This window comes from Streptomyces sp. NPDC032822, assembly GCF_055578825.1.
Genome location: NZ_JBVIOL010000004.1, coordinates 663,729 through 690,046, shown reverse-complemented (window position 1 = coordinate 690,046; position 26,318 = coordinate 663,729). Strand labels below are relative to the sequence as shown.

At 67.1% G+C, this 26,318-nt stretch carries 24 protein-coding genes; 10 read left to right on the top strand and 14 right to left on the bottom strand.

Annotated elements, in window-relative coordinates:
- Positions 1-29: 29 nt before the first annotated feature.
- Positions 30-395: a helix-turn-helix domain-containing protein gene (locus ACZ5VD_RS15565; protein ID WP_468682479.1), complete on the bottom strand. Its 366-nt coding sequence runs from the start codon at positions 393-395 to the stop codon at positions 30-32.
- Between the two features lie 89 nt (positions 396-484).
- Positions 485-742: a helix-turn-helix domain-containing protein gene (locus ACZ5VD_RS15560; protein ID WP_301998446.1), complete on the bottom strand. Its 258-nt coding sequence runs from the start codon at positions 740-742 to the stop codon at positions 485-487.
- A 484-nt stretch (positions 743-1,226) separates the two neighbouring features.
- On the opposite strand from ACZ5VD_RS15560, the gene ACZ5VD_RS15555 reads away from it, so the two are divergent.
- From ACZ5VD_RS15555 to ACZ5VD_RS15535, 5 genes are all read left to right on the top strand, one after another.
- Complete coding sequence (locus tag ACZ5VD_RS15555; protein ID WP_468682478.1) at positions 1,227-2,147, top strand: hypothetical protein; 921 nt, start codon at positions 1,227-1,229, stop codon at positions 2,145-2,147.
- Entirely contained in the window at positions 2,144-2,842 is a 699-nt protein-coding gene (locus ACZ5VD_RS15550; RefSeq protein ID WP_468682503.1) for an ATP-binding protein, read from the top strand. The genes ACZ5VD_RS15555 and ACZ5VD_RS15550 overlap by 4 nt, the downstream gene beginning before the upstream one ends.
- Before the next feature lie 84 nt (positions 2,843-2,926).
- On the top strand, positions 2,927-4,258 hold the full coding sequence (locus tag ACZ5VD_RS15545) for a hypothetical protein (protein ID WP_468682477.1): 1,332 nt from the start codon (positions 2,927-2,929) through the stop codon (positions 4,256-4,258).
- 32 nt (positions 4,259-4,290) lie between these two features.
- Positions 4,291-4,929, top strand: coding sequence for a plasmid mobilization protein (locus ACZ5VD_RS15540; RefSeq protein ID WP_468682476.1), 639 nt, complete (start codon positions 4,291-4,293; stop codon positions 4,927-4,929).
- 1 nt (position 4,930) lies between these two features.
- Positions 4,931-6,640, top strand: a complete 1,710-nt coding sequence (locus tag ACZ5VD_RS15535) for a mobilization protein (RefSeq protein ID WP_468682475.1) — start codon at positions 4,931-4,933, stop codon at positions 6,638-6,640.
- A 350-nt stretch (positions 6,641-6,990) separates the two neighbouring features.
- Here ACZ5VD_RS15535 and ACZ5VD_RS15530 read toward each other — a convergent pair whose 3' ends face one another.
- Entirely contained in the window at positions 6,991-8,190 is a 1,200-nt protein-coding gene (locus tag ACZ5VD_RS15530) for a Shedu anti-phage system protein SduA domain-containing protein (protein WP_468682474.1), read from the bottom strand.
- A 479-nt stretch (positions 8,191-8,669) separates the two neighbouring features.
- On the opposite strand from ACZ5VD_RS15530, the gene ACZ5VD_RS15525 reads away from it, so the two are divergent.
- Complete coding sequence (locus ACZ5VD_RS15525; protein ID WP_468682473.1) at positions 8,670-9,095, top strand: hypothetical protein; 426 nt, start codon at positions 8,670-8,672, stop codon at positions 9,093-9,095.
- An 87-nt stretch (positions 9,096-9,182) separates the two neighbouring features.
- Here the strand turns inward: ACZ5VD_RS15525 and ACZ5VD_RS15520 are convergent, their stop codons facing one another.
- The 7 genes from ACZ5VD_RS15520 to ACZ5VD_RS15490 all read right to left on the bottom strand — a co-directional run bounded on the left by ACZ5VD_RS15520 (position 9,183) and on the right by ACZ5VD_RS15490 (position 16,338).
- Positions 9,183-9,785, bottom strand: coding sequence for a hypothetical protein (locus tag ACZ5VD_RS15520; protein WP_468682472.1), 603 nt, complete (start codon positions 9,783-9,785; stop codon positions 9,183-9,185).
- Positions 9,786-10,171: 386 nt separating this feature from the next.
- On the bottom strand, positions 10,172-11,194 hold the full coding sequence (locus ACZ5VD_RS15515; RefSeq protein ID WP_468682471.1) for a glycosyltransferase family protein: 1,023 nt from the start codon (positions 11,192-11,194) through the stop codon (positions 10,172-10,174).
- A 1-nt stretch (position 11,195) separates the two neighbouring features.
- On the bottom strand, positions 11,196-12,488 hold the full coding sequence (gene serS / locus ACZ5VD_RS15510) for a serine--tRNA ligase (protein ID WP_468682470.1): 1,293 nt from the start codon (positions 12,486-12,488) through the stop codon (positions 11,196-11,198).
- Positions 12,481-13,191 (bottom strand): histidine phosphatase family protein, encoded by a 711-nt coding sequence (locus tag ACZ5VD_RS15505; RefSeq protein ID WP_468682469.1) that lies wholly within the window; start codon positions 13,189-13,191, stop codon positions 12,481-12,483. Before ACZ5VD_RS15505 ends, serS begins: the two co-directional genes overlap by 8 nt.
- The gene (locus ACZ5VD_RS15500) at positions 13,188-14,108 is read right to left on the bottom strand and encodes an aminoglycoside phosphotransferase family protein (RefSeq protein ID WP_468682468.1); all 921 of its coding nucleotides are present in this window, start codon (positions 14,106-14,108) and stop codon (positions 13,188-13,190) included. Before ACZ5VD_RS15500 ends, ACZ5VD_RS15505 begins: the two co-directional genes overlap by 4 nt.
- 5 nt (positions 14,109-14,113) lie before the next feature.
- Positions 14,114-15,364 carry a methionine adenosyltransferase gene (locus ACZ5VD_RS15495; protein WP_468682467.1) on the bottom strand — a complete coding sequence of 417 codons (1,251 nt, stop codon included), beginning with the start codon at positions 15,362-15,364 and terminating at the stop codon, positions 14,114-14,116.
- An 80-nt stretch (positions 15,365-15,444) separates the two neighbouring features.
- Positions 15,445-16,338, bottom strand: coding sequence for an aminoglycoside phosphotransferase family protein (locus ACZ5VD_RS15490; RefSeq protein ID WP_468682466.1), 894 nt, complete (start codon positions 16,336-16,338; stop codon positions 15,445-15,447).
- Positions 16,339-16,552: 214 nt separating this feature from the next.
- On the opposite strand from ACZ5VD_RS15490, the gene ACZ5VD_RS15485 reads away from it, so the two are divergent.
- Both ACZ5VD_RS15485 and ACZ5VD_RS15480 read left to right on the top strand, forming a co-directional pair.
- Positions 16,553-17,773 (top strand): helix-turn-helix domain-containing protein, encoded by a 1,221-nt coding sequence (locus ACZ5VD_RS15485; RefSeq protein ID WP_468682465.1) that lies wholly within the window; start codon positions 16,553-16,555, stop codon positions 17,771-17,773.
- 10 nt (positions 17,774-17,783) lie between these two features.
- A complete protein-coding gene (locus ACZ5VD_RS15480) occupies positions 17,784-18,266 on the top strand; it encodes an NUDIX domain-containing protein (RefSeq protein ID WP_407565969.1) in 483 nt (160 codons plus the stop codon).
- A gap of 337 nt (positions 18,267-18,603) precedes the next feature.
- Here ACZ5VD_RS15480 and ACZ5VD_RS15475 read toward each other — a convergent pair whose 3' ends face one another.
- The 3 genes from ACZ5VD_RS15475 to ACZ5VD_RS15465 form a co-directional block, all read right to left on the bottom strand.
- Positions 18,604-19,254, bottom strand: a complete 651-nt coding sequence (locus ACZ5VD_RS15475; protein ID WP_468682464.1) for a hypothetical protein — start codon at positions 19,252-19,254, stop codon at positions 18,604-18,606.
- 429 nt (positions 19,255-19,683) lie between these two features.
- Complete coding sequence (locus tag ACZ5VD_RS15470; protein WP_468682463.1) at positions 19,684-20,919, bottom strand: hypothetical protein; 1,236 nt, start codon at positions 20,917-20,919, stop codon at positions 19,684-19,686.
- On the bottom strand, positions 20,916-23,108 hold the full coding sequence (locus tag ACZ5VD_RS15465; RefSeq protein WP_397857189.1) for an ATP-binding protein: 2,193 nt from the start codon (positions 23,106-23,108) through the stop codon (positions 20,916-20,918). Before ACZ5VD_RS15465 ends, ACZ5VD_RS15470 begins: the two co-directional genes overlap by 4 nt.
- Before the next feature lie 524 nt (positions 23,109-23,632).
- Between ACZ5VD_RS15465 and dcm the strand changes: the two genes are divergently transcribed.
- Positions 23,633-25,597: a DNA (cytosine-5-)-methyltransferase gene (dcm, locus tag ACZ5VD_RS15460; protein WP_468682462.1), complete on the top strand. Its 1,965-nt coding sequence runs from the start codon at positions 23,633-23,635 to the stop codon at positions 25,595-25,597.
- Between the two features lie 23 nt (positions 25,598-25,620).
- On the opposite strand, the gene ACZ5VD_RS15455 is transcribed toward dcm, so the two are convergent.
- Positions 25,621-26,067, bottom strand: a complete 447-nt coding sequence (locus ACZ5VD_RS15455; RefSeq protein WP_468682461.1) for a very short patch repair endonuclease — start codon at positions 26,065-26,067, stop codon at positions 25,621-25,623.
- Positions 26,068-26,123: 56 nt separating this feature from the next.
- On the opposite strand from ACZ5VD_RS15455, the gene ACZ5VD_RS15450 reads away from it, so the two are divergent.
- On the top strand, positions 26,124-26,312 hold the full coding sequence (locus ACZ5VD_RS15450; RefSeq protein ID WP_145809442.1) for a division/cell wall cluster transcriptional repressor MraZ: 189 nt from the start codon (positions 26,124-26,126) through the stop codon (positions 26,310-26,312).
- Positions 26,313-26,318 lie beyond the last annotated feature (6 nt).

Below are 26,318 nucleotides of genomic sequence, written 5' to 3'. Positions count from 1 at the left end.
CTCTTGGCTTGTGACTGCGCGCGGGCGAGCTACGCGACGATCTCGTACTGGGTACGGCGGGGCGGTCGAGCCCGCAGACGCCCTGGCGTCGAGGCCGTAGTCGGCCCAGGAGACCGGGTGGCACGAGTTCGTGCAGCGGGAGGACTTGTCACTGCCCGACTCGGCGATGTGCCAGTGACGGATCGCTGCGGGCGCTCCTCGTGGAGGCGAACGATCTCCGCGAGGTGCGCGGCGGTGAAGCGGTAGGCGCGGCCGACGCGGGTGTGCGGGATGAGTCCGCGTCGGGCCCGGTCCTTGACCCACCAGGCGGAACAGCCGAGGGCTTCGGCGATTTCTTCAGGACGATAGAGGCGGGGCAAGGGGGCTCCGCCCTCGCCGCCAGGAAGGCGTCGCACGGGGGCAGGGGGTATGTCGGAGTGGTGCAAGAAGGGCGGGTCCTTACTGGGTGGGGGCACGCTCGGTCAGCGGTACTGAGCGTCCCTCGTCACGTGGCGGTCGGCCCATGCAGCAGCACGAGAGGCGAGACGAGGAGGGCTTCGGAGATCGCGACGAGGTCGTCGGCATCACATCGTCGTTGGGCGCGTTCGATGCGGGACAGCATGGTGTTGGACATCGGGTGGCCGAGGGCGGTCACGTGGCGAGCCAACTGGCTTTGTGACAGGCCGCGTTCGGTTCGGAGGATTTCGATGGTGCGGGCCGCCTGAATTCCTGCGGGCCCGACTTCCAGTGAGCGTGGGGGCATGGCTCCAATTGAAAGGTGCATTCGCCGGTTTGGGTAACCGGCGATCGTGGTCTATGTTGCGCTCGCGTCGTTCGCCGAGATGCGGTTCCCGGAGGGTCGGGAAGGGGCGCGGAACAGTGTGCCGATCATGGCTTTGACGTGGGGTGTTGTGTTGTAGCTTCCCCGTCTGCGGCTCGTCAACGGCTTGCCGATGTGATGCTTCTGGCTCTGCAGTTCGGGCAACTATTTGGTCAACAGCGGATCGTGCCTTACGGTTTTTCTCCCGCCCGCCACCGAGCCCCATTTCTCGCGGCCTTTCTGCCGTGAGAGATTGCGCCGGATAGGGCTGGACTTGCGCGACTGGGGTGTGGCTATGTTGACGACACCCCGGAAACGCAATCGCTTCCCGGCGCGCGTCCGCGCCAACACCCCCTCGAATCCCGCCCCGACCGACGGTGAGCCGTGATGTCCACGCACAGGCCACCGAGTGAGGACCGCCCCGCACTTGGCACGAATCCGCACCATCAAGCCCGAAGCCTTCGTCTCCGAGTCCCTGGCCGCGGTCTCCCTGACTGCCGAGCGCACCTTCCTCGGCCTACTCACACAGGCCGACGACCAGGGCCGCCACCGCGACCACGCCGCGATCATCGCCGGGCAGTTGTGGGTGCTGCGCCCCGAGCACACCCCGTCCGATGTCGAGACGGACCTCGCCCAGCTCGCCGACGCCGGCCTGATCTGCCGCTACAAGGGGCCGGATCACAAGCGGTACCTGCACGTCGTGACCTGGCACCAGCATCAGAAGATCAACCGGCCCAGCAAGAGCCGCCTCCCTGCCTGCCCGATTCACGACGCTTCGGTCGCTGCCGCTCCCGCCATGAGCGCCGGTGTCACGGAGTCCTCACTGCCGTCTCACGGAGTCTTCGGTGAGGGCTCCGGCGAGTCCCGTGAGTCCGCCCTGAATCCGAGGCGTTGTAGCGAAACCGCAGGTGAGGAGCGCGTCACGAAGTCCTCCGTGACGGATCAGGGAGCGCTCCATGAAGCAGCAGTGGCGTCTCACCGTCCGGATCTAGGACCTAGGACCGTGGATCTAGGAGATATCCCTTCGGGGGGCGCAAGCGCCCACGCGCCCGACACCGTCTCGGCCAAGCAGCTCCTTGGCGAGTACGTCGCCGCTTGCAATCACCGCCCGCCGGGCGCCTTCCTGAACCATCTCGGCGGTCAGGTGCGCAAACTGCTCGACGAGGGCATCGCTCCCGCCCACCTCCGGGCCGCCCTCGAACGCCACCGGGTCAAGGGCCTGTCCCCAGGCGTCCTGCCCAGCCTCGTCCACGAGGTCATGAACGCCGCCGCCTCCGCCACACCCGCCGCCCACCGGGCGTGGACGAACCCCACCGACGTCGTCGCCGCCTACGGAGATGAGCTCTGACCGCCACCCTCACCCGCGCACCCCAGCCCGTCGGCGCGATCACCGACCGGCTCAACACGATCCTCGCCAACCGCGGCATCGACCCCACCACCGCTGTCGCACACGAGCCGGCGCCCGAGACCGTCACCGCCCTGGAACTCGCCGACGCCCGCATCCCCGCCCGCTACCGCCGTGCCCTGGCCGACCACCCCCAGATCACCGCCTGGGCCGACCAGATCGCCCGCGCCGGACGCCCCGGCCCGACCGGACCGGGCATCGCCGAGGGCCCGTCGCTGCTGATCGCCGGCCCCACCGGCACCGGCAAGACCCACCAGGCGTACGGCGCCGTACGCGCCCTCCTCACCCGAGGTGTCCGCCTGCGCTGGGAGGCCACCACGTCCGCCGACCTCCACGCGCGGCTCCGCCCCCGCGCCGGCCACGATGGCGAACGGGAACTGCAGACGCTGGCCCGCTGCCCGCTGCTGCTCCTGGACGACCTCGGCGCGGCCAAGACCAGCGAATGGACCGAGGAGCTGACCTACCGGCTCATCAACCACCGGTACGAGCACATGCTCCCCACCCTCATCACCACCAACCTCCCCACCGCCGAGCTCCGCACAGCGCTCGGCGACCGCGTCGCCTCCCGCCTCGCAGAGATGACCGAGCGGGTCATCCTCACCGGGCCCGATCGACGACGCACCGCGCCGGCCGCCTGAACGACGCGCGCTCCCTCCTCACCGCCCCGCCCGTCCGCGCTTCCGCATGCCCTCGAACGTGTGGACCCCTTGGAGAGCCTCTGCATGACACCTGGCACCACCACACTCATCAACGCCAACGACCTCGGCATGCCCGCCTTGCCGCACTGGCTCCCGGCGCCAGCAGCCATGGCCGCCCTGTTCGTCGTCGCGCTGTCCGCCACATGGTCCCTGCAGCGGTACCTGCGGAAGCCGAGCGCTGGACAGCGCCGTAGAACCGCCGCGATCCCGGTCGCCGCCGTCGCCGCGATCGGCTGCACCGCCTACAGCGCGGACACCAGCTGGCGCTTCGCCGCCGACTACCTCGACATGGGCAGCACCACCGAGCGCGCCGCGATGTTCGCCGCCGCCGAACTCGCCCTGTTCGCCACCGCGCTCATGGCCCGGCAGAACCTCAACGGCCCGAAGCAGGCGCCTGGCGCGCCCGGCACTCTTACCTGGGTAATCACCGGCGTGCAGATCGTGCCTGCCTACGCCGAGTCCGGCCTGGTCGGCGGAACTGTGCGGGCCGTCGTCGGCCCGGTCCTGGCGGCCGTGCTCTGGCACCTGGCCATGGGCATCGAACTGCGCCACCGCAGCCCGCACGCCGACTCCCGCAGCCTGACCGCCATCCTCACCCGACAAGCACGCGAACGGCTGCTGGCTCGTCTGGGGATTACCGACCGGGACGCCGATGCCGCCCGGATCATCCGCGACCGCGCCCTCGACCGGGCCGTCACCCTGATCCTCCGGGTAGAGATCATGCCGCCCGACAAGCGCACCAAGTGGCGAGGCCGACGCCTCACCCGCCGCCTGCACCAGGCTCTGGAGCATGCCGATATCGACCGCGACGAACGCCAGGACGAGCTGCTGCTGCGCAAGCTCGCCACCCGCCAACAGGTCACTGCCCTGGCCTCCAAGCCATTGCCCGCGCGCTGGCCCGAACCCGCCGCACGTACGAGGGGCGGCTCCGCGACGGCCCGCCCGCGGGCCACGGCAAGAGAGCGGGCAGAAATTTCGGGCCGCCCGTCCTCCAAGGTCGCGGGCGATGACGCCGCCGACCGGGCAGCCCGTCCCCAGCTCGAAAACCGCCCGCGACAGCCCGTCCACACCACCGTCGGCCCGGAACGAGAACCGGGCGATGAACTGCCGGACAGCGACCAAAGCCCAGCCCGGCGGGCGGAGTCGAAGCGCCCGGCCTCCAAACCGCGCGCGACACGGGACCTCCTCAACAAGTACGCCCGTGACCTCTACCGCGAGCACGGCCGTCTCTCCCGTGACCTGCTGGAGGAAGCCGTGCGCAAGGACGGCTACAGCGTGGCCAGCGACACCGCCGGCGAGGTGGTCCGCACCGTCAAGGCCGAGCTGCCGACGGCGCCCGTCGACCACCCGCACTGAGACCACCCTCAACTCCCAAGGAAAACCACTCAATGCACGACTCGCACAACGAACTCCCCACTCCTCAGGAGGAGATGATCACCGGCCTCGACAGCGCAGCAAGCAATGGCGATGGACCGTCCATAGGCCGGTCCATCGCGGACCCCTCCGCCCCAGGGGTGGCCGAGGAGCAGCTCCGGCACGAGGGCGTGCCGGAACAGGAGCGAGTGGTCGCCGGCGAGCAGCCGCGCGATCCCTCTGTTGGGGCCACGCAGCGTGCGCCATACCGCCGCGCGAACGTCGATGCGCAGCGCTCCGAGCACGTCACCGCGCGCTTCGCGCCGCACGAGAAGCACGACATCCAGTCGTCGGCGAAGACCGCTCACGTGACCATGGCCCGCTACATTGCCGACGCCACCATGGCCCGCGTCCGCGGCGAGATCACCGTCGCTGCCGAGCGCACGGTCTACGACGATGCGGTCGACGAGCTCGCCGCTATGAGGGCGCAGATCGCCCGGATCGGCAACAACGTCAACCAGATCGCCCGCCGCCTCAATGCGGACGGCGATCCACACCCTGTGGACGCCGCGATCCTTCACCGGGCGGATCGTCTGCTCGCCACCGCCCACGACACGGTCCGGGCGATCGACGACGCCGCCTTCCGGGCAGCTGGGCAGAAGTGGGCGGTCTGAAGTGATCGCGAACATCGTCAAGCCGGGCAACAGGGCCTACGGCGTGCTGGCCTACCTCTTCGACAAAGGCCGCGCCAACGAACACACCGACCAGCACATCGTCGCCTCCTGGGACGACTTCATCCCCGACCCCGGCCCCTGGGACAGCCCTGGCCACAAGCAACGGCTCGGCCAGCTCACCAAGGCCCTGGATCTGCGGGTCAAGCAAGCCGGCGACAAGGCACCTGAGGGACACGTGTGGCACTGCTCAATCCGCGCCGCGCCCGAGGACCGCATCCTCGCCGACGCCGAGTGGGCCACCGTCGCCCGGCGCGTGCTGCACGCGACCGGCATCGCGCCCGATGGCGATCCGGACGGCTGCCGGTGGGTTGCTGTGCGTCACGCGGAGGACCACATCCACATCGTCGCCACCAAGGTGCGCGGTGATCTGCGCCCGCCGCGGAACTGGAACGACTACCACCGCGCCATGAACGAACTCAGAGCCGTCGAGGAAGACTTGGGCCTCACCCGGGTTACACGTGGTCCCGAAGCTGCTGCTGGCACCTCGGCGGCGAAGCGCTCCACCCGGGCCGAGGAGGAGAAGGCCAAGCGCCTGGGTCACGACAACACCGCGCGTGAGCGGCTGCGGCACATCGTGCGTACCGCAATGTCCCACGCGAAGGATCTGGATGAGTTCTTCAACCTGCTCGCCGATGCCGGCCTTCAGGTCGAGACCCGCACAGTGCCCTCCGGTGACCTTCAGGGCTACAAGGTCGCCCTGCCCGACGACGGCACACCCATCTGGTTCTCCGGCTCCAGCCTCGCCACCGACCTGTCCCTCCCCCAGATCCGACAGCGCCTGGCCGCCACCGAGGCACAGCCCACCGCAACCCCATCAGCTCGCCAGCACCGCCCCAGCCCGTGGCACGTGGCCACCGCTGCCGCCGAACGCATCCCCCACCACCTCGCCCGCGCCGACGACGGCGCCGTCCAGGCCCACCTGACCGTCTTCGGCGAAGTCCTCTACGCGCTACCCGCCCATGCTCCTGTCCGGCTCCAGGCCGAACTCCACCGTGCGGCTGTCGCCTTCGAACACGCCGCCCATACCCGCGCCCGCGCCGACCACCAGCACGCCCGCGCACTGCGGGGCGCGCTGAAGGCCATGCGCTACCAGCCCGCGGACCACACCGGGCTCGCCATACTCTTGGACGCCGCGATCCTCGTCGTCCTCGCAGTCCAGCGCCACAGCGCACTGCACCACCACGACCGGCAGGTGGCCGCCGCCCGTCAGGCGCTCACGCACCTGCAAGCCGCCTACGCCCAGATAGCCCACGCCAGCCTCGCCGCACTCGCCAGGCGCAGTCCCTCCGACAACACGGTGCACCGGTACGCCCTCACCCTGCACGAGGTCCTGCCCCGCCACGCCGAACAGATCCTCACCGAAAACGCCTGGCCCGCACTCACCGCCAGCCTCGCCGCCGCCGAAGCCGCTGGCCACAACCCGGCCACCGTCCTCCAGCAGGCAGCCCAGCACCGCCCCTTGGACGACGCCAAGTCAGCATCCGAAGTCCTCGTGTGGCGCATCCAACGCCTCGGCGACCGGCGCGCACCCGGCCCCGGCGCACGAACCGCGCAGGCCCGCCGCCTTCGCACTCAGACCGCCCCACCGACCGATTCCGGGCTCCCGGGCGCGTACACGCCGCCCACATCCCACGCCGGACAGTCCCGCTGAGCTAGAGCCCCTGGCGCGGGCCACGAGGAACGACAGCACGCGCAGCCACGGACCGATACGAAGCCGACGGATCGTAGCTGCACATCCCCGGTTACCGAAACCGGGGGTTCTCCGGAACCTATGTGTTGCCCGCCGCCCCACCCTCACAACACGGAGCGCCCCCGTTCCTCGAGCCCAGTGATCTCGCGTAGTGGAGGGCGTCATCGATCTGGCCACGGGAATTGCCAGTGGCGCCGACAGGGATGAGGCCGGGCCGTCATGTTTCCCGCCCCGGCATATCCATACGTGGGTGGCGGTAGCTTGCGCCCCTGCTTGGATGATGGAAGGTCCCGAGGGTGTCCGCGGCGACGTCACCAGTCCAGGTCGAAGTCTCCGGTTTCCTCGTCGAGCAGACCCCGGGCCATAGAGTCGGCGCGACGGGCGGCGCGTAGGAGCCAGTCATACGTCCGGACCTCGATCCGGTCATTGGCGGACCGGCGATCCCGGATCTCGCGGGCTCTGTCCGTCCCGTCCTCCCGTCCCATAATGATGAGTCCGCGTGCGTCCATGGTGATGCCTGGGAGCTTTTCCCGGGCGGCCAGGAGATTGGTCTTCAGCCACTCTCGCCAGTCCTGGATCTGTTCGATGGCATGGCGCAGTGTGGGAGATTCGCGTCGGTTTCCAGCGTTGGTGATCCGCGCTGTGGGGCATTCGAGTTCGACGAGGTGCCAGCGCATCCCTGCCGAGGTCTCACTGGCGATGAGGAAGTCCGAGACGTGCTGGTCGCCCAGACGAACCTGCGGTCGGACCCATACCCCGTGGTTGCCCGTGATCATGTTGGCAAGGAGTGCTGGGTGGTTCTCCAGAACAACCTGCATCGGCCGTTCCTCGGTGGCGCTGTCCAGGGCCTCTTGGAGAGCTCGACAGTCCGCCAGCGAGGAGCGACGTGGGACCTTCCAGTTGTCGAGCAGCGCGAGCTCTCGTTTGGTGACACGCTCAGGGTGCTGGTCCTCGGCGGCGACCTCCTCACGAGCCCTGGTGAGAAGTTCGCCATGGTCGGCGTCGCTGACCTTCGCGACGCGCTTGACGGTGTGGGGCCACGCTCTTCTGCCGAGACCACCGCGGAAGTTCAGCTGGCCGCTGAGGCTGATCGAGCTGATCTGCCCGTACCGGTCCTCCTCGGGCTTTCTTCTCCTCACGGTGATCGCGATATCACCCACCTCGGGACGTAAGCGTTCGAGGTGGTGGACCGTTCGCCGTGCCCAGGCGACTTCGAGCCACGCGTCCAGAAGATCCCGGCTGCCTATCTCTTCGAGGACTGGGACGTGCAGGTTCGTCTCAGTTGCTACGCGGGCGAGGTAGTCGTACTCCGGCTCGTCGATCGGCGGGTGCTCTCGCAGGCGCAGCGGTTTTGCAAGGTGAGCGCGGAGCAGGGCGGCAGCGACTGGGGTGGGTGTGCCCGGCGCCAGGGGAAACTTCAATTCGTCGGCAATGGCATGCTGCTCTGCGGTCGGTCCGGCGTACAGATGGCCAAGCGCATCCGCGACCAGCTGCCAATTGGTCTCAGTCACCGATGTTGTCCTTCGTGCCGAACGGTTGGGCCTGGTCTTGTTCGTCGCGCCCCACGAGTGCTCACGCTGCACGACTAGGTTCACTGTCATACACAGCCGAAGCGGCTGGGTTCGCTGTCAGACGCCCGAATGGGTGACAGGGGGCAACTGTCCCTCGACAGCAAAGTCAGTCGTGTGCAATGCGCTGATCTCGGGTCACCTGGGTTGGATGGTCAACGGGAGGCCGATCTGCCCATCTGAAGCCAGTGGTGGCCGGAGACCATGACGACGTCGGCAGGGACTTTGCGGATCGCTCGCGGGTGCCGGACGGCGATGTCGCTGGCGCCGGGTAGCCTCCCGAAGCATGCCGATACCCCTGCACGTCCTGGCACTGCACGCGATCAAGGACGTCGTCACTGTCACCACCGGTGAGCTTGAGTGGTCATGTTCCGACCCGCTCGACCCGGATGCCCGTGCGCAGCTGCCCTGGGGGGCCAGGCGTGTACGTATGGTCGTCGCGGCTGACCCACCAGGTGCTATACATCGGGAAGGCGTCGGGGAAGAACGGCCTGCGCAGTCGGCTCGGCGCGCAGGAGCTGCGCTGGGTGCGCGAGGGCCACGAGGCGGTCGAAGCCGGGGCAGACGAGGCATATATGGCGGACCACTGGGAGTCGTTCAGCCGTGTGATGGTCGCCCGTGACGCCGTGGTGTGGTGGGCTCCGACCGCGGATGCAGCGGCAGCCCGGCAGTGGGAGCGCAACCTGCTTCAACGGGCGATACGGGAGACCACCACGGTGCCGATCGTCAACGGCGGTGCTTGGTGGAACCGTTCCGCGTTCTGGGCTGCTGCCCGTTCCTGGGCGCAAGCGGCCGCAGGCCGGGCCGCCGCGCGCCGCAGAGCCGACGACCTGGCACAGGCGGCCTGATCACAGTCGCGCTCTCTCGACGACGGCCGAGTTCGCTGTCATATGCCTCGCTTGGATGACAGGAGACGCGAACCGACGCAGGGTGCCCTAGAGGCGCATCTCTTCCTCCATTGCACGGGCGATCTCAGGCCACGGCGCCCGCAGCGCGCCCACGAGCGACCAGTAGCCGTACATGTCCCGGACCAGAGCCCCGACGCCAAGACGTGCGGCATCTCGGTCGATGGCGCCGATGACACGCCGGGTGATTCCTCCCGCGCCTCGGGCAGTTGGGGTGATCCCGTGTCCGAGGAGGAGCGTGGCCGTTCGGATGGCATCCAGCGTGGTCGGCGGCGCAGTCCCGGCGAAGCTGCCGTAGATCAGTTGGTGCCAGCGCTCCTGGGTGCGAGCCCATGCCAGGCGTTCCAGTCCGCTGCCGAGGTCTACGGCTATCCGGCCTGGGTGTTCGGTGTTCCACAGGAGGACGATGTCGCCGAGGGTGCGGTCCAGATGGCGGAAGCGCAGCGTGATCCCCTCCACCTGACGCCGGCGCCACGAGGACAGGTCGCCGTTGATGCTCAGGTGCCGTGCGTGGAAACCGAGTTGGGAAAGAACTGTCAGCCAGCCATCGAGGATGGCGCCGTACTCGTCCAGGCCGCCTATGGGTTGGACCCTCGATACGTTGACAAAGGAGGTCAGGAAGCCGTCCTTCAAGTGGGCGGTGGCGTCGCGCTGGCCTGTGAAGCGGACGACTGGCTGAGGAAGGAACCCTCTTCGGTGCGTGCGGAGTTGGCCTTCTTTGAGAAGTGGGTCAAGGGCCTGGACCGCGGAGATGGTCAGTTCGGTCTCCCGCCCCCAGCGGAGGGGAAGGCAGGCATCGCGTGGGCACCCAACTTGCGCGAAGCCAGTCTCCAGGGAGTCGAGCAGCTCCCTCCATGAGGGTGGTCTGCGCGCTGGCCTGTAGGGGGTACCGCGGTTCGGGTGGAGGATCTGGATGTGACGGCCGTCGACCGTGAACTCCCAGTGGGGGCCTAACGCAGCACGCAGTACGCCGGGTATCTGCTGGGCCAGGTCGTCCCCGAGCACGCGGTTCGCGCGGGTCAGCACGATCGCGTCGCCATCGCCTGGAAGTGGCGGACCGGGTCGAAGCGCTGCATCCCGATCGCCTGGACCCGGCGGTGGTCGAGGTCTTCCGCCTGCTGAATCGACTCGGCGAGCCTTCGCGCCGCCGTCTCGTCGTCCTCCAGCGGGTCAGCGACGGCGACCCCACCGGTCTCGTTGCACAGGGCCGCCTGGGCGCATGTCCCTTCCCGCCAGGTCAGAGCCGCCATGGGGGTGCCGGCGCGAAGAGATTCACCGAAGACAGCGGCACCGGCCTCCACGTACGCACGGGCGTACGTATAGACGAAGACAGACGCCTCGGCGATCGCGGCCGTCTTGGCGGTGCCACCGAGTTCCCCGACCCACTCCACGTGTTCGGCGCCGAGGAGGTCCTCGTGGCGGCGCACATATTCCTTGTCGAAGACCGGGCCGACGATTCGGATCCGGCGGCCAAGAATCTGTGCCGCCCGCGCCGCGATGTGCGGGGCCTTGTCGTCGTCGATCCGGCCGAGCCAGACGAGGTCGGTACCGGCGGTGGCCGGAGGTTCCTCCTCGTGGAGGCCCAAGTGAACAGCGAGTTCGGGTATCGGCCGGTGGCCGGCGTAGCGCTCGGTCATCTCGGGCGAATAGCAGTAGAGCCGTGACCGCTTGCCGTCGAAGGCCGCGTCGGCGTGCTGGAAGACGGGCGAGTGCTGGAAGGTGGCGACGTCGCAGCCCAGCTCGCTCCATGTGCGCGTCCAGGCCGGCAGGGACGGATATTCGTGCCCCACGACCAGGAGGTCGTATCCCGTGTCGCGAAGCCCACGCTCGGCGAGCGATCCAGCGGTGATGTCCTCCAGGCGGACCGGCCGACGAACCCAGTCGTTCTCCAGGTCCGTGAGCCAGCCCGGCCCAAGAAGGTGTACGTCGGCGCCTGCGGCTCGGGCGCCTACGGCGACCGCCCACAGCCATCGTTCGATCCCGCCGTAGCCGGCGGGTGGAAAGGCGTAGCTACCAGGGAAGTCGCAGACGCCGACGAGCACGTTATGCCTCCGGTGTTCCGTCCGCCGAGATCCGGCGGAAGCCGAGGTACGGGACGAGTGATTCGGGCAGGACGATGGAGCCGTCCTGCTGCTGGCACTGCTCAAGGAGAGCGGCCAGGGTGCGGCCGACAGGGAGGCCCGAGCCGTTGAGGGTGGCGACGAGCTTGGGCTTGCCGCCCTCACCGCGGGTCCGGATGTTCGCCCGGCGGGCCTGGAAGGTGCCGAAGTTGGAGACCGAGGAGATCTCTCGGTACGTGTTCTGGCTCGGGATCCAGACCTCGATGTCGTACGTGAGCTGAGCGGAGAAGCCCGTGTCACCAGCTGCCAGCTTGACGACGCGGTAGGCGAGGCCGAGTTCCTTCAGGCACGCCTCGGCGTGGCCGACCATCGTCTCCAGCGTGGTGTCCGCGTCCGCGGGGTCAACCATCTGGACGATCTCCACCTTGGCGAACTGGTGCTGACGAATCAGGCCCCTGGTGTCGCGGCCGTACGACCCGGCTTCGGACCGGAAGCACGGCGTGTGGGCGGTGAGCGCCAGCGGCAGCTCAGCCGGCGGGATGATCTCGTCAGCGTAGAGGTTGGTCAGCGGCACCTCGGCCGTCGGGATCAGGAACAGCTCGCGGTCGGCAACGCCGGTCTTGAACAGGTCCTCCTCGAACTTCGGCAGCTGCCCCGTGCCGGTCATCGTCTTGCGGGTGACCAGGTACGGGACCGCGTGCTCGACGTATCCGTGCCGACGGGTGTGCAGGTCGAGGAAGAGCGTGGCCAGGGCACGCTCCAGCGCCGCTCCGGCGCCGCGCGAGACCGCAAAGCGCGGGCCGGACAGCTTCGTCGCCCGAGCGAAGTCGAGGATGCCGATGGCTTCACCGAGGTCGACGTGGTCCTTCGGCTCGAACGGGAAGGCCGGCGGAGTGCCGACCCGCCGGATCTCGACCGCGAAGTCCTCAGAGTCGCCGTCCGGGGCCGCGTCGTCCGGCAGATTCGGGATGCTGAGGAGGAGCTCGCGGAGCTGCTCCTCGACCTGCACCTGCCCGGCCTCGATGTCCCGGATCTGGTCCTTCAGCTCGCGGGCGCGCTCCTTCAGCTTGGAGATGTCGCCGCCCTGCTTGGCCGTCTGCTGGACCTCACTCGCCACCCGCTTGGACTCAGCCCGCAACTCGTCGGCCGAGCGGATGTTCTGGTTGCGCCGAGACTGGAGGGACTCCAGCTCGGACAGGTCCAGAGAGTAACCGCGACGAGCGAGCCGACGAACCGCTTCGGCACCCATTTCGATTAGGGCGCGGGCATCATGCATGAGGAAGATCCTTTTGATCCGGCTGGTGGGATACGGAATCGACCGTAGCAACCGCCGAGCCCTCACCGATCCGGAATATGTCCGCGCCACCGCGGTCAGCACGGCCTCCGGGAACGTCCCTGTCGAGATCACTCATCAGCGCCGTGATCCAGTCCGCCAGCTCGTCGTCAGGTATGGCGATCGGCTCGACGTACGGCGCCTCCGGGAAGAAGAGCGGCATGGCCTCCTTCGGAGATCGGTTCTGATGCCAGAGGAGCACGGAGGCCAAAAGGCCGTGGCCTACGAGAACGCGGGGTCCGGGTCGCTCCAGGGTGGCGAGCAATCCGGTGAGCATCCTCCGGATTCCGGCGCGCTGGGACTCGGTGCCACCCGCAGGCCGCTCGTTCGGACCCTGGCCGTCAAGCCAGACCGCGTACTCCAGGAACGGGCGGCCCTCGAACTCTCCGTAGTCGAGTTCATTCAGGCGAGGGTCGATGACCAGTTCCGCCGCCGGCACGCCCATCAGCAGAGAAGCTGTCTGCTGGGCACGCGGGAATTCGCTGGTCAGCCACGTCCGCACGGTGTGGAGGGGGAGGGTGGACCAGCCCAGGCCCAGTGATTGCCGACCCTCCTCGGTCAGGTGGATGGGTTGGGACGGGTCGCCGTTGACGAGGTACCGCTTGCTGTAGTTCGTCTGACCGTGGCGGAGGACGTAGGTGGTCACGAGCCCCTCCTCGGGGTCGACGCGGAAAGGCCGGCGAGCACTCCCGCCATCTGCGGTGCTCTCGGGTCCCCGGCCTCCAGGTAGTAGAGGAGTCCGTCGAGGGCCAGCGCTCTGCACCACGGCGCGAGTACGGGAATGGGGATCCGCGAGATCCGGGCGGCAGCGGCCAGCCGCCCGTCGGTCCCGTGTCCAAGGTCGTAGTAGACGGTCCAGAAGGCCCAGTCGAATGCCGCGTCGCCCAGCATGGGCAGCGGATCGAGCAGGCGCGGGTGGCCCAGCCAGTCGAATGGCACGTTCTCCCGATACAGGTCCGCGTGCAAGACAGTTGTCCTGCCTGCGTCTTCCTGCAGTCCGGAGAGCGCCGGGAGCGCGGCGTCGACGAGCAGACGCCATGTGTCGAGGTCGAGCGTCTCCATCCGTCGCCGGATCCGCGGCAGCATCTCCGTGCCGAGGTGGTCGGTGAGCAGCGGGAAGCTGTTCGGTCGCCTTCGGCGCTGGCCGAGGGTGTGCAGCCCCTGAAGGGCAGCCGCCACCAGCTGAACCTCGCGCTCTGGCCGCTCGGCGCCACCAGGGCGCCCTCCCACCAGCTCCAGGGCGGCCACCGCCAGGTCGTCAGCGGCCTCGATGACGTCCGCCGTCGGTCCGCCGGCCCACAGCCGCAGTGCACTCACTTCGTGGCGATACCGGGTGGGGTCGGTCCATGCCTTGAGGAGTAGCGGACGCCCGTCGAGGGCGGTCGCTGTCGCGATCACCGAGGCGTGTCCGGCGTCGTGATAGTCGCCGAGGGACAACTGCCAGCATTCGGCGGCCTGTTCCAGCAGGGCCGGTGCTGCGTCCAGCCACGCCTGGGCTTCCGGCCCGTAGTGCGCGAGTAGCCGCTGTCGGCACCCTGCGGGAACCTCTCCGAGCGTCCGCATCACCATCAGCTCAGCACGATCCCGTCGGAAACCAGCTCGTCCGTCAGGGCCGGGAACTCGCCGAGCGCCTCGGTGACCAGGGCCTGTACCTTGTCCACCTCGACGTCGGGAGAGGACAGGCGGACGAGGACACGCCAGGGCTGATCGAGTCGCTGCCCGGTCGTGCTCACCAGGTGAACCTCGGCGTGCCCCTCGGTCGCCTCGTGGAGCCGGGTGGCGAGTCGCTGCGCGGCGACGTTGTACAGCTTGCCGACGTGGTAGACGGGGTTCTTGCCGTTGGCGCCCTCAAGGTTCATCGGCCGCAACGGTGTGATCAGCCCGTTGACCCGGTTTCCTCGCCCCACAACGCCTTCGTCACCAGACTCGATCGAACTGCCGGTGTAGGTGAGGTACAGCTCGTCCTTCTCCGGAACGTCGCGAGCATTCAGCCGGAAGCGCGCCTCCGCTCCAGGCAGCCGGAGGCCAGCGAGGCGGTGGCACTCGGCGAGGACGGTCTCCGCGTTGCGGACGTACTCCGCCCGGCTGGCGACGTGACGCGACTTCTGGGGGACGCACAACACGATGTCGGCCTGGGCTCCGTCCCAGTAGCCCATGAGTTTGACGTCCGAGCCGCACCAGGCGTGGGCGAGCGTGAACTCGCTCTTCCCGGAGAAGTAGTCCACCAGTTCCCGTACGAACGACTCGAAGGGGTTCTCCGGCGCCCAGCCAGTGCCGAGGGACGTGTCGTTGGAGAGCCGTACCCGCCGCTCGCGGAGATCTTCGACGGAGCGCGGGTTGAACCAGCGGGTGCGGTCGGGCACCCCGTCGCCGGTGAGTACAGCACCCGGGCTCGAATTGCTGGTGATGTTGAAGACGATGTCGAGGTGGGCCGAGACCTCGGGCAGTCGCTCGGCGAAGAACGCCCGAACCTCGGCCTCCACTATGTCCTCGACCGGTATCCGCTCGCCGCCGCACAACGGCGCGGCCCTCCCATTGACCAGGACCCGCACCGGCGATGTCATCCGACCGGCGCCGTACCGCACCTCGCTGGCTCCACCGAGGAGGGCGAGCTTGTCGAAGTTGTGGTGCAGTACGGCGCCGAAGTGCTGAACGGTGTAGCGGCTGTAGGCGCGGGACAACCGCTCGGCGAGATGGTCGGCCAGGGTGTCCGGATGGCCGAGGCCCTTGCGTTCCACGATGGTCGTCGCGTCCGGCTGGGCCATGCCGGTGTCGATAACGATGTGGCTGTTGTCGATGGTCGTGCTCGTACGAGGCATCACGAACTCCCGTTCGGGGGTGGGTAGAAGGGGATGAGCGCAGGCGTCAGCACGCCTGGACGAACGGTGGAGCGGACGATTCAGCGAGGGACGTCGGCAGCGCGGAGGAGCGCGACCGTCTGAGCGAGTGACCGGTACGCGGAGGCCACCTGTTCCTCGGCAGCGAGTCGATAGACGTCGTGGGCGGTGATGAGGTCGATGTCCTGCGTCCGACGGCGATCGAGCCAGAGGAGCAGGCGCCAGGCCAGGACCGGCCCGCTGAACGGCAACCGGATCAGGAGATCGACCGGGACGCGTGCGGGCGGCATGCTCCCGTACAGCAGGTCGCGTACGAGGTGGAAGACCACGTCGGTGTAGTCGAGTACAGCCGGTCCGCAGGCGCTCGCCTCCCAGTCGACGACATGCAGGCGCCCGCCGTCGACGAGTAGGTGCTCGGGCTTGAGGTCACCATGCAGGTGAACGACCGGATGGGAATCGATCGGTTGGAGGGCCTCCCCCAGCACCGACCACCAAGGCAGCGACCGGCAGCGAGGAGAGAACTGATCGAGCAGGAACTGGTGCGAGGAAACGACACCGGCTCGTCGAGCTTCCCAGCCAGATCCGGGAGTGGCGTCGGCAACAGGCCGGTGCAGCCTGCGACTCACAGCCACGACATGACCGATGTACTCCTCAATCGCTGAGTGCGTGCTTACCGAGCACGGCGTCCCATCCACCACCCGGAATGCCGTCCAAGACCCTGCCTCATCGTTTCCCGTGGCCAGGACGGCTGGGACCGCGATACCCAACGGGGCAGCGCGCTCGACCGTCGCGACCTCGCGCTGGCGCCGGCCTTCGGGGTCGATGCCCACGTAGATCTTCAACAAAGCACTGCCGTCCGTGGCGAACCGCGTTCTGGAGTACGGCTTGAGAGCTGCCGGGCCGAACGGGCCGAAACCCTGCTCGGTCCACGGCTCCGCCGAATTCGTGCTGCGCACCCTCCACACCCCCAGTCCGTATCAGCGAGCCGTGCCTGCTCCCATGTGAGAAGCAAGACCGATCACCAAAGCCAGCCGAAGCGAAGGGAGTTGACCACATTGCCCGGCGGCCTTTTCGATCTACTGCGACAGTAGGTACGGCACCCCGCAGCACCCCGGAAAATCATTCCGGGGTCGATTCCGGCCACGAGGTGATGCTCAGGACATGCGAGGGATGACAGAGAACCTGACCATCGGCGAGCGCGTCGCCTGGTACCGGCGCCGACGCGGCCTCTCCCAAGAAGTCCTGGCCGGCCTTGTCGGGCGGACCACGGACTGGCTGAGCAAAGCGGAGAACAATCGGATCGAGCTCGACCGGCTCTCGGTGATCACCTCACTCGCCGAGGCCCTCGACGTCTCCCTCGGAGACCTGCTCGCCGAACCAACCCTCATGGAGTGGTCGAACGACAGCGGCCGCCGCACGGTCCCCGCCCTGCGCGAAGCCCTCATGGACTACAAGCAGCTCACGCCGCTGCTCGTACCTCCGCCCGATGACGAACCGCCCGCCCTGAAGGACCTTCGGGCCAACGTGAAGGAGATCCTCGACGCCTATCAGGCGTCTCGCTACGGCTTCGCCACGCGACGCCTTCCCCTCGTACTGGCCGATGCCCTCGCCGCATCCCGCGGGTACTCGGGGCGTAATAGGGAGGAGGCACATGCCCTACTCGCCCTGACCTACCAAGGCGCGGCCATGGTGTTGGGCAAGGTCGGGGAGTCGGAGCTGGCATGGATCGCCGCCGACCGCGGCCTGGCGGCCGCGCAGCACAGCGGCCAGAGCGCGGTGACGGGCTCGCTCTTCCGGGCGGTCACACACTGCCTGCTGGCCACCGGGCGCTTCACCCCGGCGGTCCAGCTGGTGAACGATGCGGCGGCGGTGATGCAGCCCGGCCTGGACACCGCGAACGACGAATACCTCTCGGTCTACGGCACCCTCTTCCTCGCCGGCGCCATGGCAGCCGCCCGAGCGGAGGACCGGGCGACGACGCAGACCTTCCTTCGAGAAGCCGACGAAGCCGCACAGCGGCTGGGCACCGATGCCAACCACCTGTGGACGGCCTTCGGCCCGACGAACGTGGCCATCCACTGCGTCGCCACCGCCGGAGAGCTCGGAGACATCCAGATAGCGGCGGACCTCGGACAACGCATCGACACCAGCGGCTTGCCGGTGGAACGCCGCGTGAGGCACAACCTGGAAGTCGCCCGAGCACTCAGCGCCTGGAACCGGACCGACGAAGCCCTGGCCACCCTGCTGGACGCCGAGCAGGCTGCCCCCGAGCAGGTGCGCCATCACTACCTGAGCCGGGAACTGGTCATCGGCTGGATCCGAGGTACCCGAGGCCGCCCGTCCCAGCCGGTGGCAGACCTGGCACGCAGGCTCGGCATCGTCGGCGGTTAGAGTCCGTCCCGTGAGTGAGAACGAGCACGAAGCGAAGATGGCCCACCCGCGCATGGCAGCCGGCGCACTCTTCTTCGACGACGCCGACCGAGTCCTGCTCGTCGAACCCTCGTACAAGGACTACCGCGACATCCCCGGCGGATACGTCGAGCATGGGGAGTCTCCCCGACAAGCCTGCGTACGCGAAGTCCACGAAGAGCTGGGTATCAAGCCACACATCGGCCGCCTGCTCGTCGTGGACTGGGCACCGAATCCAGGAGAGGGAGACAAGGTCCTTTACCTCTTCGACGGCGGCCGTCTCAGCGCGGACCAACGCCAGCAGATCGCGCTGCAAGCCGACGAGCTCCGCAGCTACGACTTCCACCACGCCGAGCAACTGCCAGAGCTCACTATCCCCCGCCTCGTACGCCGGATCACCGCCGGGATCCAGGCCCGCGCCCACGGCATAACCGCCTACCTGGAACACGGATCGGCGCCGGAAACAGCACAGTAGTCAGGGAACGCTGCCCGCTCGACCGTGTGGCACGGGTACACAGCACCACCATTCAACGGGAAACGATCATCGCAGCCTTCTCCGAGGCCCTAAGAGCCCGTTAACCAGGCAGAACCCACGGATCGGTGGTCTCGTTCGTGGGCGTCCGGGCGCGTTCAATGGGCTCACCGGCCTCCGCCCCACCGCAGGTCAGACCCCCTCCCGCATACCTCCACCCACAGACGAAGACTTGGAGCTTGTTGGGGGGCTTAGCTTGTTTCTTGACCTCCGCGTTCCGAACGAGGCTCGTACGCGGAGATCAAAACAACAAGCTCAGGTCCGGTACAACAACAGCTACTCACCTACGAGGTGACTGTCGCTCCACCTGACCGACTATCCGGTCGGCCAAGTCCATGAAGTTCGCGATCGACGGCGCTTCCACGAACAACAACCGTCCGTGGCCGCTGCCATCCCCGAATCCGCACCCGGTGTCGCGAACCAACGGTGTCAGCCAGTGGGCGGTCGGGCGCTCCGCTGCGAAGTAGACGATGGGACGTTCAGACCATGAGTGATGGGACAGGTGACTCCGGCAGCTTGCTGCAGTGAAGCAACCAACGGATGTGAGGGCGTACGAGAGACCCGCCACGCCAAGCTCCAAGGAGCCGAGAAGCGGTTCGGCGTCATAGCCGCCCCCAACGAGTTCGACTATCTCGCTCTCGGGATGCTCGGCGGCAAAACCTGCTGGCAGACAGTCCGGGTCGTTGGCCTCCAAGGCTCTGGCGATTGCCTCGAAGTCAGCGTGAGTTGACGCGGCAAGGTCAACCAGGCTGGCAAGGCGCCGTTCCTCTTTGACCATGGTGACGGCTTCCTCGTGGCTCACGTCGCCGATGTCCCAGACGCCCCGAAAGAAACCGTACCCCTCTTCATCGATCTCGTCCTCGGGGGGTAGACCGAGTGCCACGTTGGCGGGAAACGTGGGGTCAATCTCTATGTCCACAACTGGGATCACGGAGGCTCCTAACCGACCGAAGGAATCATGCCTCCAATCATGTCTCACGGCACTGACAGCGGACGGGAGCTGGCGACATATCCAAGCCAGTCGCGACGGGGCGCTCGGTCTAGCCCAGCTCCCTCTCGCCCGCTACCTGGGTTCCATCAACCAACCATCTACGGGGCGCAGTTGACGTCGTCACAGAAGAGCAACCCGGTGATCGCCCACGCAGGAGTGGGAACCCCCAGGAACTCCTCCTCACGTTCAGAGGAGCCGACGCGCGTCGGCCACCTAAGGCTTCAGAACATCGCCACTGGGACGGCGCAGCCGAGCTTGTGCGGGTGCCGTGGACGGCGCGCCAGTGGATGGCAGAGTGAATCCCGATCCCATCCTCACAGCACCTCTGAGATGACGGTTCAGGGCCCTAAGGGCCAAACGGTGCGGAACTCAGGGGTTGAGCACCGCGCCGTTCGGCGGGCTGGAGGACGGTTGAATGGGAACAGGCTCGGATTTCGGCTTCGCGAGCCCGAGCCGCACCTGTACGTCGTCGAAACTGAGGTCCGGCGTCCCGATGCGGCCGACGGATCGGCTGTACGCAATCAGCATTGATTCAGAAAAGGGGCTGTCCAGCGTGGCGACCCTCTTCCAACCTCGTGCCTCATCAAGCGATACCGATCTGACGTTCTCGAAGTCGATCACCAGGTCCGGGACGTCGAGATAGCGAGGGAGTGCACGATAGCGGTTGTCATCGACCCTGAAGGCTCGCTGAGCGGGGGCCTTATCCTTGTTGCTCTTGGCGCTCGACAGCCAGGCAGTGATGGGCGGAGACTCAGAGCCGTCCCCGTCGTCGGTGAACACACGGTCCGCCTTGGCCAGATGTACGTATTGGACCTTCGCCTTGCGAGGCTTCTCAACCTTCGCGTCCGGATGGTCCTCGTAGAGGTCGCACGCTGGGGTGATGACCAGCCACCAACCACCTTGAAAATCGACGAGGAGGTCGGTCGCCGTGAGGTGGTGGGTCACAGGAGGCATCAGATAGACACGTGCTGCCGCGGACCGCCCTGTTATTGCGACGAGGTCGCCGTCCACGACGCGATCCAGCTCGCGGAGGCCGTTCTCCCTGAGCCAGGCCGCGAGGCGGTTGACGATGACGGGAGCGATCTCGTTCGGGTCGGCGGCCGCCATCTCGTTCCAGTGCGGTGCAACGACGTCGCGCATGAAATCGCGGACCTGGCGCTCGACCAGACCGGAGATGCGACGTGTCAACGCCGGCACGCCTGAAAGCAGCCCCTCTCGGACCGCAGGGGCGATGTCGTCCAAAGCGTTCTTCGTCACCACACGGATGAGAGGAGGCTCCTCCAAGGCACGCACCTGCTGAGGGACGCCGGTGAAGAAGACCACCGGTACCCACCTGACGCTGGCGATCTTCTTGTAGAGCTCACGTCCGCGTCCTTCTATGTCCGCAGACGGGCTGCCGTCAGCGGCATCCCGGACATCGAGGATGACCAAGTCGAAGTCCTCGTGGTTCAGTCGCTCCTCCGCGCTGGCGAAGTCCTGCTCGACCTCGAACTCGATGCCCCCCAGGTCCGTGAGCTCGTCAGTGAGGAGTTCCTGGAGGTCCTCGGTCATCTTGGCGTCGTCATCGACGATGAGTACGCGGTACGCAACGTCCGGCGTCGTCACCCAACTCTCCTTCGCAGTCGTGCCCGGAAACTCGCGCCGGAGAGGGCGCCGGGGCTTACAAGCCACAGGTCACCGTCGTAGAAGTCCTTCACGACACTGCCTGCGATGCTGAGGCCGAGACCGATACCGTCCGGCTTGTCACTGAAGTAGGTGTCGAAGATCAGGTCCTTGATCTCGTCGCGCACCCCGGGCCCGCTGTCGCTGACCGTGATGTCCACCACCTCGGCTTCGCCCTCTTGGGCGCGCTCGGTCTCGATCAGGATCTCGCGTTCTGTCCCGCTGGGCATCGTTGACAGCCAGTACACCGCGTTGTTCACGAGATTCAGCACGAGTGTCCTGATGTCACCCGGCTCGGCGGTGACCGTCACGTCCTCCCCGGTGATTGTCACGATCACACCGTGCTTGGCGATCTCGGACTCCAGTACGGAGAAAGCTTCGGAGATGCTCTGGTGAAGTGAGAGTTTGCGGGGACGCCCACGCTGCCGACCGCTAAGGGGCTCGATACGGGTGAAGAGCCGATCAAGAGCCCTTTCCTGCGCGGTGAAGTCCGTGTGTAGCTCTCCGAGCGCGTCGGACAGGGCCGTGTCGTGGGTCTCGACCTTCCCTGTGATCTTTCTTAGTCGACGGAGGTCGAATGCGATGCGTGCCAGCGCGGTCCGGCCGTCGTGGAGCACGACGTCGACGAGGGTACCCAGCGTCGCGAGCCGGGAGAACTGAGAGATGATCTCTTGGACCTTGCGCACACCTTCGTTGATCGTCGCCGTGGCTTCCTCAATGGCGCGCCCCAGGACGACATCATTCGGATACCGTTCGGTGGCGACCTGCCGAAGCGGATCCAGGTTGAAACTCCGGAAGACTCCGTGACCTCCGCGTCGGGGAGGGCCAACCAGGAGTTGGCTGGTTGTCTGCACGGTCGGTTCCGGGCGGCGCAACTTGTAGCGCTGGATCTCGAGTTTCGAAATCGCCTGCAGTATGACCGTCTTCAGTTCCTCGTACTCCGGACTGTCGATCAGCCCTTCCCGGTGCGACCGGTCCTGGAGGCCCGGGTTCTCGTCCGCCGAGATGTAGACGAATCCGGCAACCTGGTTGTTGGACAGTCGCATCGTCGGGTTGTTGACACGTCGCTGGTCGAACCCGAGCCAGTCGTAGCCCGGTTCGCCGAACGGCTGGACACGGAACCCGTCCCGGTACAGGGCCACACCACTGTTGTCCCGGATGAGCTTCCGCACCTCGGTGAGGTTCTTCGACCCGGTGTCGATGTGGAAGAGCGGCTCCAGCGCCGACTTCTCCAGGTCCCATACGCGGAAGTCCAGCTTCAGTGGTCCACAGGACGGCCTGTCCGAGTCCTTCCGGAGGTTCTCCTCGACGACCTCTACGGGCTCGTCCCCGCTGGCGTAGATGGCCAGGTGCGCGTTCCCGACGGCGTCCACAGTGCCGACGAGCCGGTAGAGCGGGTGGGCCAGTGTCTCGCTGGCGGCCACGAAGCCGGCGTGGTGGCGGAGCGGACCGTCAGGGGTGTCTACGTAGATGGCGAACTCCGGCTGGTCCGGCACCGACAACTCAGCGGGAGGCGGCGGGGGCAGGAGCCGTGACAGGGAGCGCTTGAGGGCCTCGACGGCGTCGGGCCCCCAGGGCATCCGTAGCTTCTCGAGTCGGGCTACGGTTCCGTGACCAACCGACGCGCCGGCCGAAGCTGTCTGGAACCCCCTGACGACCTCGGCGAAGTTCCGCTCCGCCTCGCCGCCCACGGCGAAGACGGACGGCGAGGCTGTGGACCAGGTGACCGGAACCTCGTCCAGGTAGGCGTCACCCTGCGTGAAGTTGCCCCAGTTGATCCGAAGGGTGACCTCTGGCTCGTTGACACGTCGCGTCGTGATGGTGGTGACATGGGCCAAGCGGGCGGCTGCGAACCGACCGATGCCCTTGGCTCCGAGCACACGCCGCCCGCCCGACTCGCTGCGGTGGTTCCGGTGCCTGTGCGGAGTGGCGATCTCCATCCAGGTACCGCGCACCGTGTCCGGGGACATACCGTGCCCGTCGTCCCACACTTCGATCGAGCCTTGACCCTCCTCGAGCGGTGGGTTGAAGCGGATCAGTACAAGGCTGGCATCAGCGTCGTAGGAGTTCTTCACCAGTTCGGTGAGCGCCACACGCTCGTTGCTGATCAGTTCCTCGCCCAAGGTGCTCATCAACCGCGCGCGCGGCCGGAGATACGCTTCCGTGCCCTCCGTATCCAACTGGGCCCCACTTTCGGTCCGTTCCGGTCCAGCCCTCAGTGCGGCGGGACGGAGGCAGATTCTATCGACGTTGCGGATGACGGCCCGTGCGTAGCCGTGCGGCTGAGGACATCCTTGCTCAGCAGTGGCTGAAAACCGCTCTAGAGCGGCGCCAACCAGGGAAATGAATCACTCGGGCGTGCCTTCTGGCGGGCGGATCCGTTGGGGCGTAACGGGTGGAACGGGATGGTTGTACGCGAGGCCCCTGATCGAGCTGTCAGTGGCATCCCGTACGATCGATCATTTCAAGGGTGTGCCAGAAACATCATCTCGAAGACACAGTGGGCGAACCTTACCGATCATGAAGCCCGCTGGCGGATCGAGCCAGGTGGATGCCGGGTGTTCGGGAGGCTCGACCTCGTCGGAATTGTTGCTTCCGCGAGCGTGTCCGTGATCTCCTGGTGCTCGTTCGTCTCGTGCGTTTTGGAGGTTGTGCTGTGGAGAAGGGGAAGTACGGCGTACCGCTGGAGCGGAGCGACTACCTTCCGCTCGAACGGCACGCGGAGAGCTGCTCTCCGGAGGACTTCCGGAAATGGCTGAAGACCCACGGTAAGGGCAAGCGGCTCGCCGTCGACCTTTTCTCCGGAGCCGGTGGTCTGAGCTACGGCGTGAAGCAGGCGGGTTGGACGGTCGCGGCGGCCGTCGACTTCGACGAGCGCGCTCTGGAGACCCATGCGGCGAACTTTCCCGGCATGAGTCTCCACATGGACCTCGGTAACCCTGACGAGCGTGACCGCTTGGTTGAGCTCCTGAAGACTGCTGACATCGACCTGATCGCAGGCGGGCCTCCCTGCCAGCCCTTCAGCCGCGCCGGACGCAGCAAGATCCGGGATCTTGTGACGAACCACAAGCGGGACCCGGAGGATCTTCGCAAGGAACTGTGGCGCGCCTACGTGGACGTTGTCACGCGTGTCAGGCCCCGGGCCATCCTCATGGAGAACGTGCCAGACATGGGGCTTGGAGACGATTTCTTCGTGGTGCGCACGATCGAGCAGCACTTGGAGGATCTTGGGTACGCCACGCAGGTCCGCCTTGTCGACGCCTGGCACTACGGTGTTCCGCAGCACCGGAAGCGCCTGATCCTGCTCGCGAGGAACGATGTCGAGCGCTTCGACTGGCAGCCGAAGCAGGACGGCTTCACCAACCTCCGTGAGGCGATTGGCGACCTTCCCAGCCTCGATCCGCAGCCCAAGAAGCGCGTCGGCGAACGAGAGATGCCTTACCGCATGCCAGAGACGCCCTCCGCCTTCGTGGAGATGATGCGTGAGGACGCCCCAGAGGGGCTCGTCTGGGACCACATGACGCGCCGGGTCCGAGAGGACGACTGGAAGATCTTCTCCGAGCACATGGACTCCAAGACCCTGTACTCGGACCTTCCGGAGGAGTTCCGTCGCTACAGTGCCGAGAACTTCACGGACAAGTACAAGAAGCTGGCCTGGAGCGAGCGCAGCCGTTCCATCACTGCGCATATCGCCAAGGACGGCTACTGGTACATCCACCCGGACGAGCCCCGAACACTCACTGTGCGTGAGGCGGCCCGGGTACAGACCTTCCCGGACTGGTTCCGGTTCGCCGGCACCCGTAGCGACGCCTTCCGGCAGATCGGGAACGCGGTACCACCACTGCTGGGCAAGGCGGCAGCCGAAGCACTCGCACCCGTGGAAGGCGTACAGGCACAGCTCGGAGGACTACAGCCGCATTGGCGACAGGTCAGGGAGGAGCTGGCGGCCTGGGCACGGGAGAGGCGGAACGGCGACGACTGGTGCCACCTCCCCGGCGAGCAGATGTCACAGCTCTCGGCAGCCGTGATTGCGCTTCTCTCCGGCGCCAAACCGTCGGCAGCCCAACTGGACGAGATCCTGAAGGACGTGAGATGGCGCAAGACCCTCACGTCCAAAGCCTTCCAGAATCTCTTGGAAGCAGCCCCCTCCGAGAAGGTCAGGACACGACTGGAACGGCTTGCTCCCCTCGTCGACGATGTAGCCGCCTGGCAGGAGAACAGACGTCTTGAGATTCCCAAGCGCCTCGCCCTCAAGCCGGCCGAAGCGTCGCTCTATCGCCTGCTGGTGGGCGAGGACCTCCTCTGGGTGGGCCAGGGGGCGCTACGGGTTGCCGCACGCCTGAACGACAGCGACGCAGACCGTACGAACAGACTCAGTGACGGCCGGGTCAACCTGGTGAGGCTCGTGGGCGCCGGGGGCGAGGACGCACCGCTCCGCATGGCTGCGTTGCGTCTCATCAGCAACACCGTCTGCAGCGCGCGTGAACCGATCTGCTCCGAATGCCCGCTGAGTAAACACTGCAAGCGGAAGTCCGACACCTCAGACGTCTCAATGACCACAAAGGGCAACGGGGAATCAGAGGTCAAGAAGCGCGGAGATAGGAAGCAGACATCGGCGTAGGGGGAGCACGCTGGAAGAGGCGATCAGGAGGGCTGCTCGGTGCAAGCTGTGTACACCCTGAGCGCGGCCTGCTCGACATCGGTGCGGATCTCGCACTCCCAAACGCGGACCACGGTCCAGTCCTCTGACTCGGCCGCCTTCGTGTTGCGGCGGTCCCGCGCTCTGTTCGTCTCGATCTTGTCCCTCCACAGCGGGGCGTTCGGGCCTCGGAAGTCCGCAGGCCCGTGTACAGGGCAGCCGTGCCAGAAGCACCCGTCGACGAAGACGGCGACGCGGTACCTGGGCAGGACGAAGTCCGCTCTGCAGCGGGCAGCCACCCGGCGCTGAAGTCGGAACCTCAGCCCGAGCCGGTGCACGGCGCGTCGGAGAGCGACCTCCGGAGCGGTGTCACGTACGCGCCGCCCGCGCAGGTGACCGCTCTTCTCGGTGCTGACCCAACCGGTGCCCGCCGTGTCGTCTCCCGTTGCCATGCTCGTTGTCCCGCCGTCGGCAGATCTGGGCGTGGGGAGGGTGCCACACTCTCCCCATGCTTAGGGAACCATCTGAACTCCGGATCGACAGCCAGGGCCGGATCGAACTCCCCATGAGCCTGCTAGCGGAGGCGGGCATCGCGCCGGAGGCCGCCCTCATCGCGTTCAGTGACGGAGACGGGCGGATCGTGCTCCGCCGCGCCGAGGACGCGATGAGGGACCTGATCGAGCGGGGGCAGCTCTGACCGTCG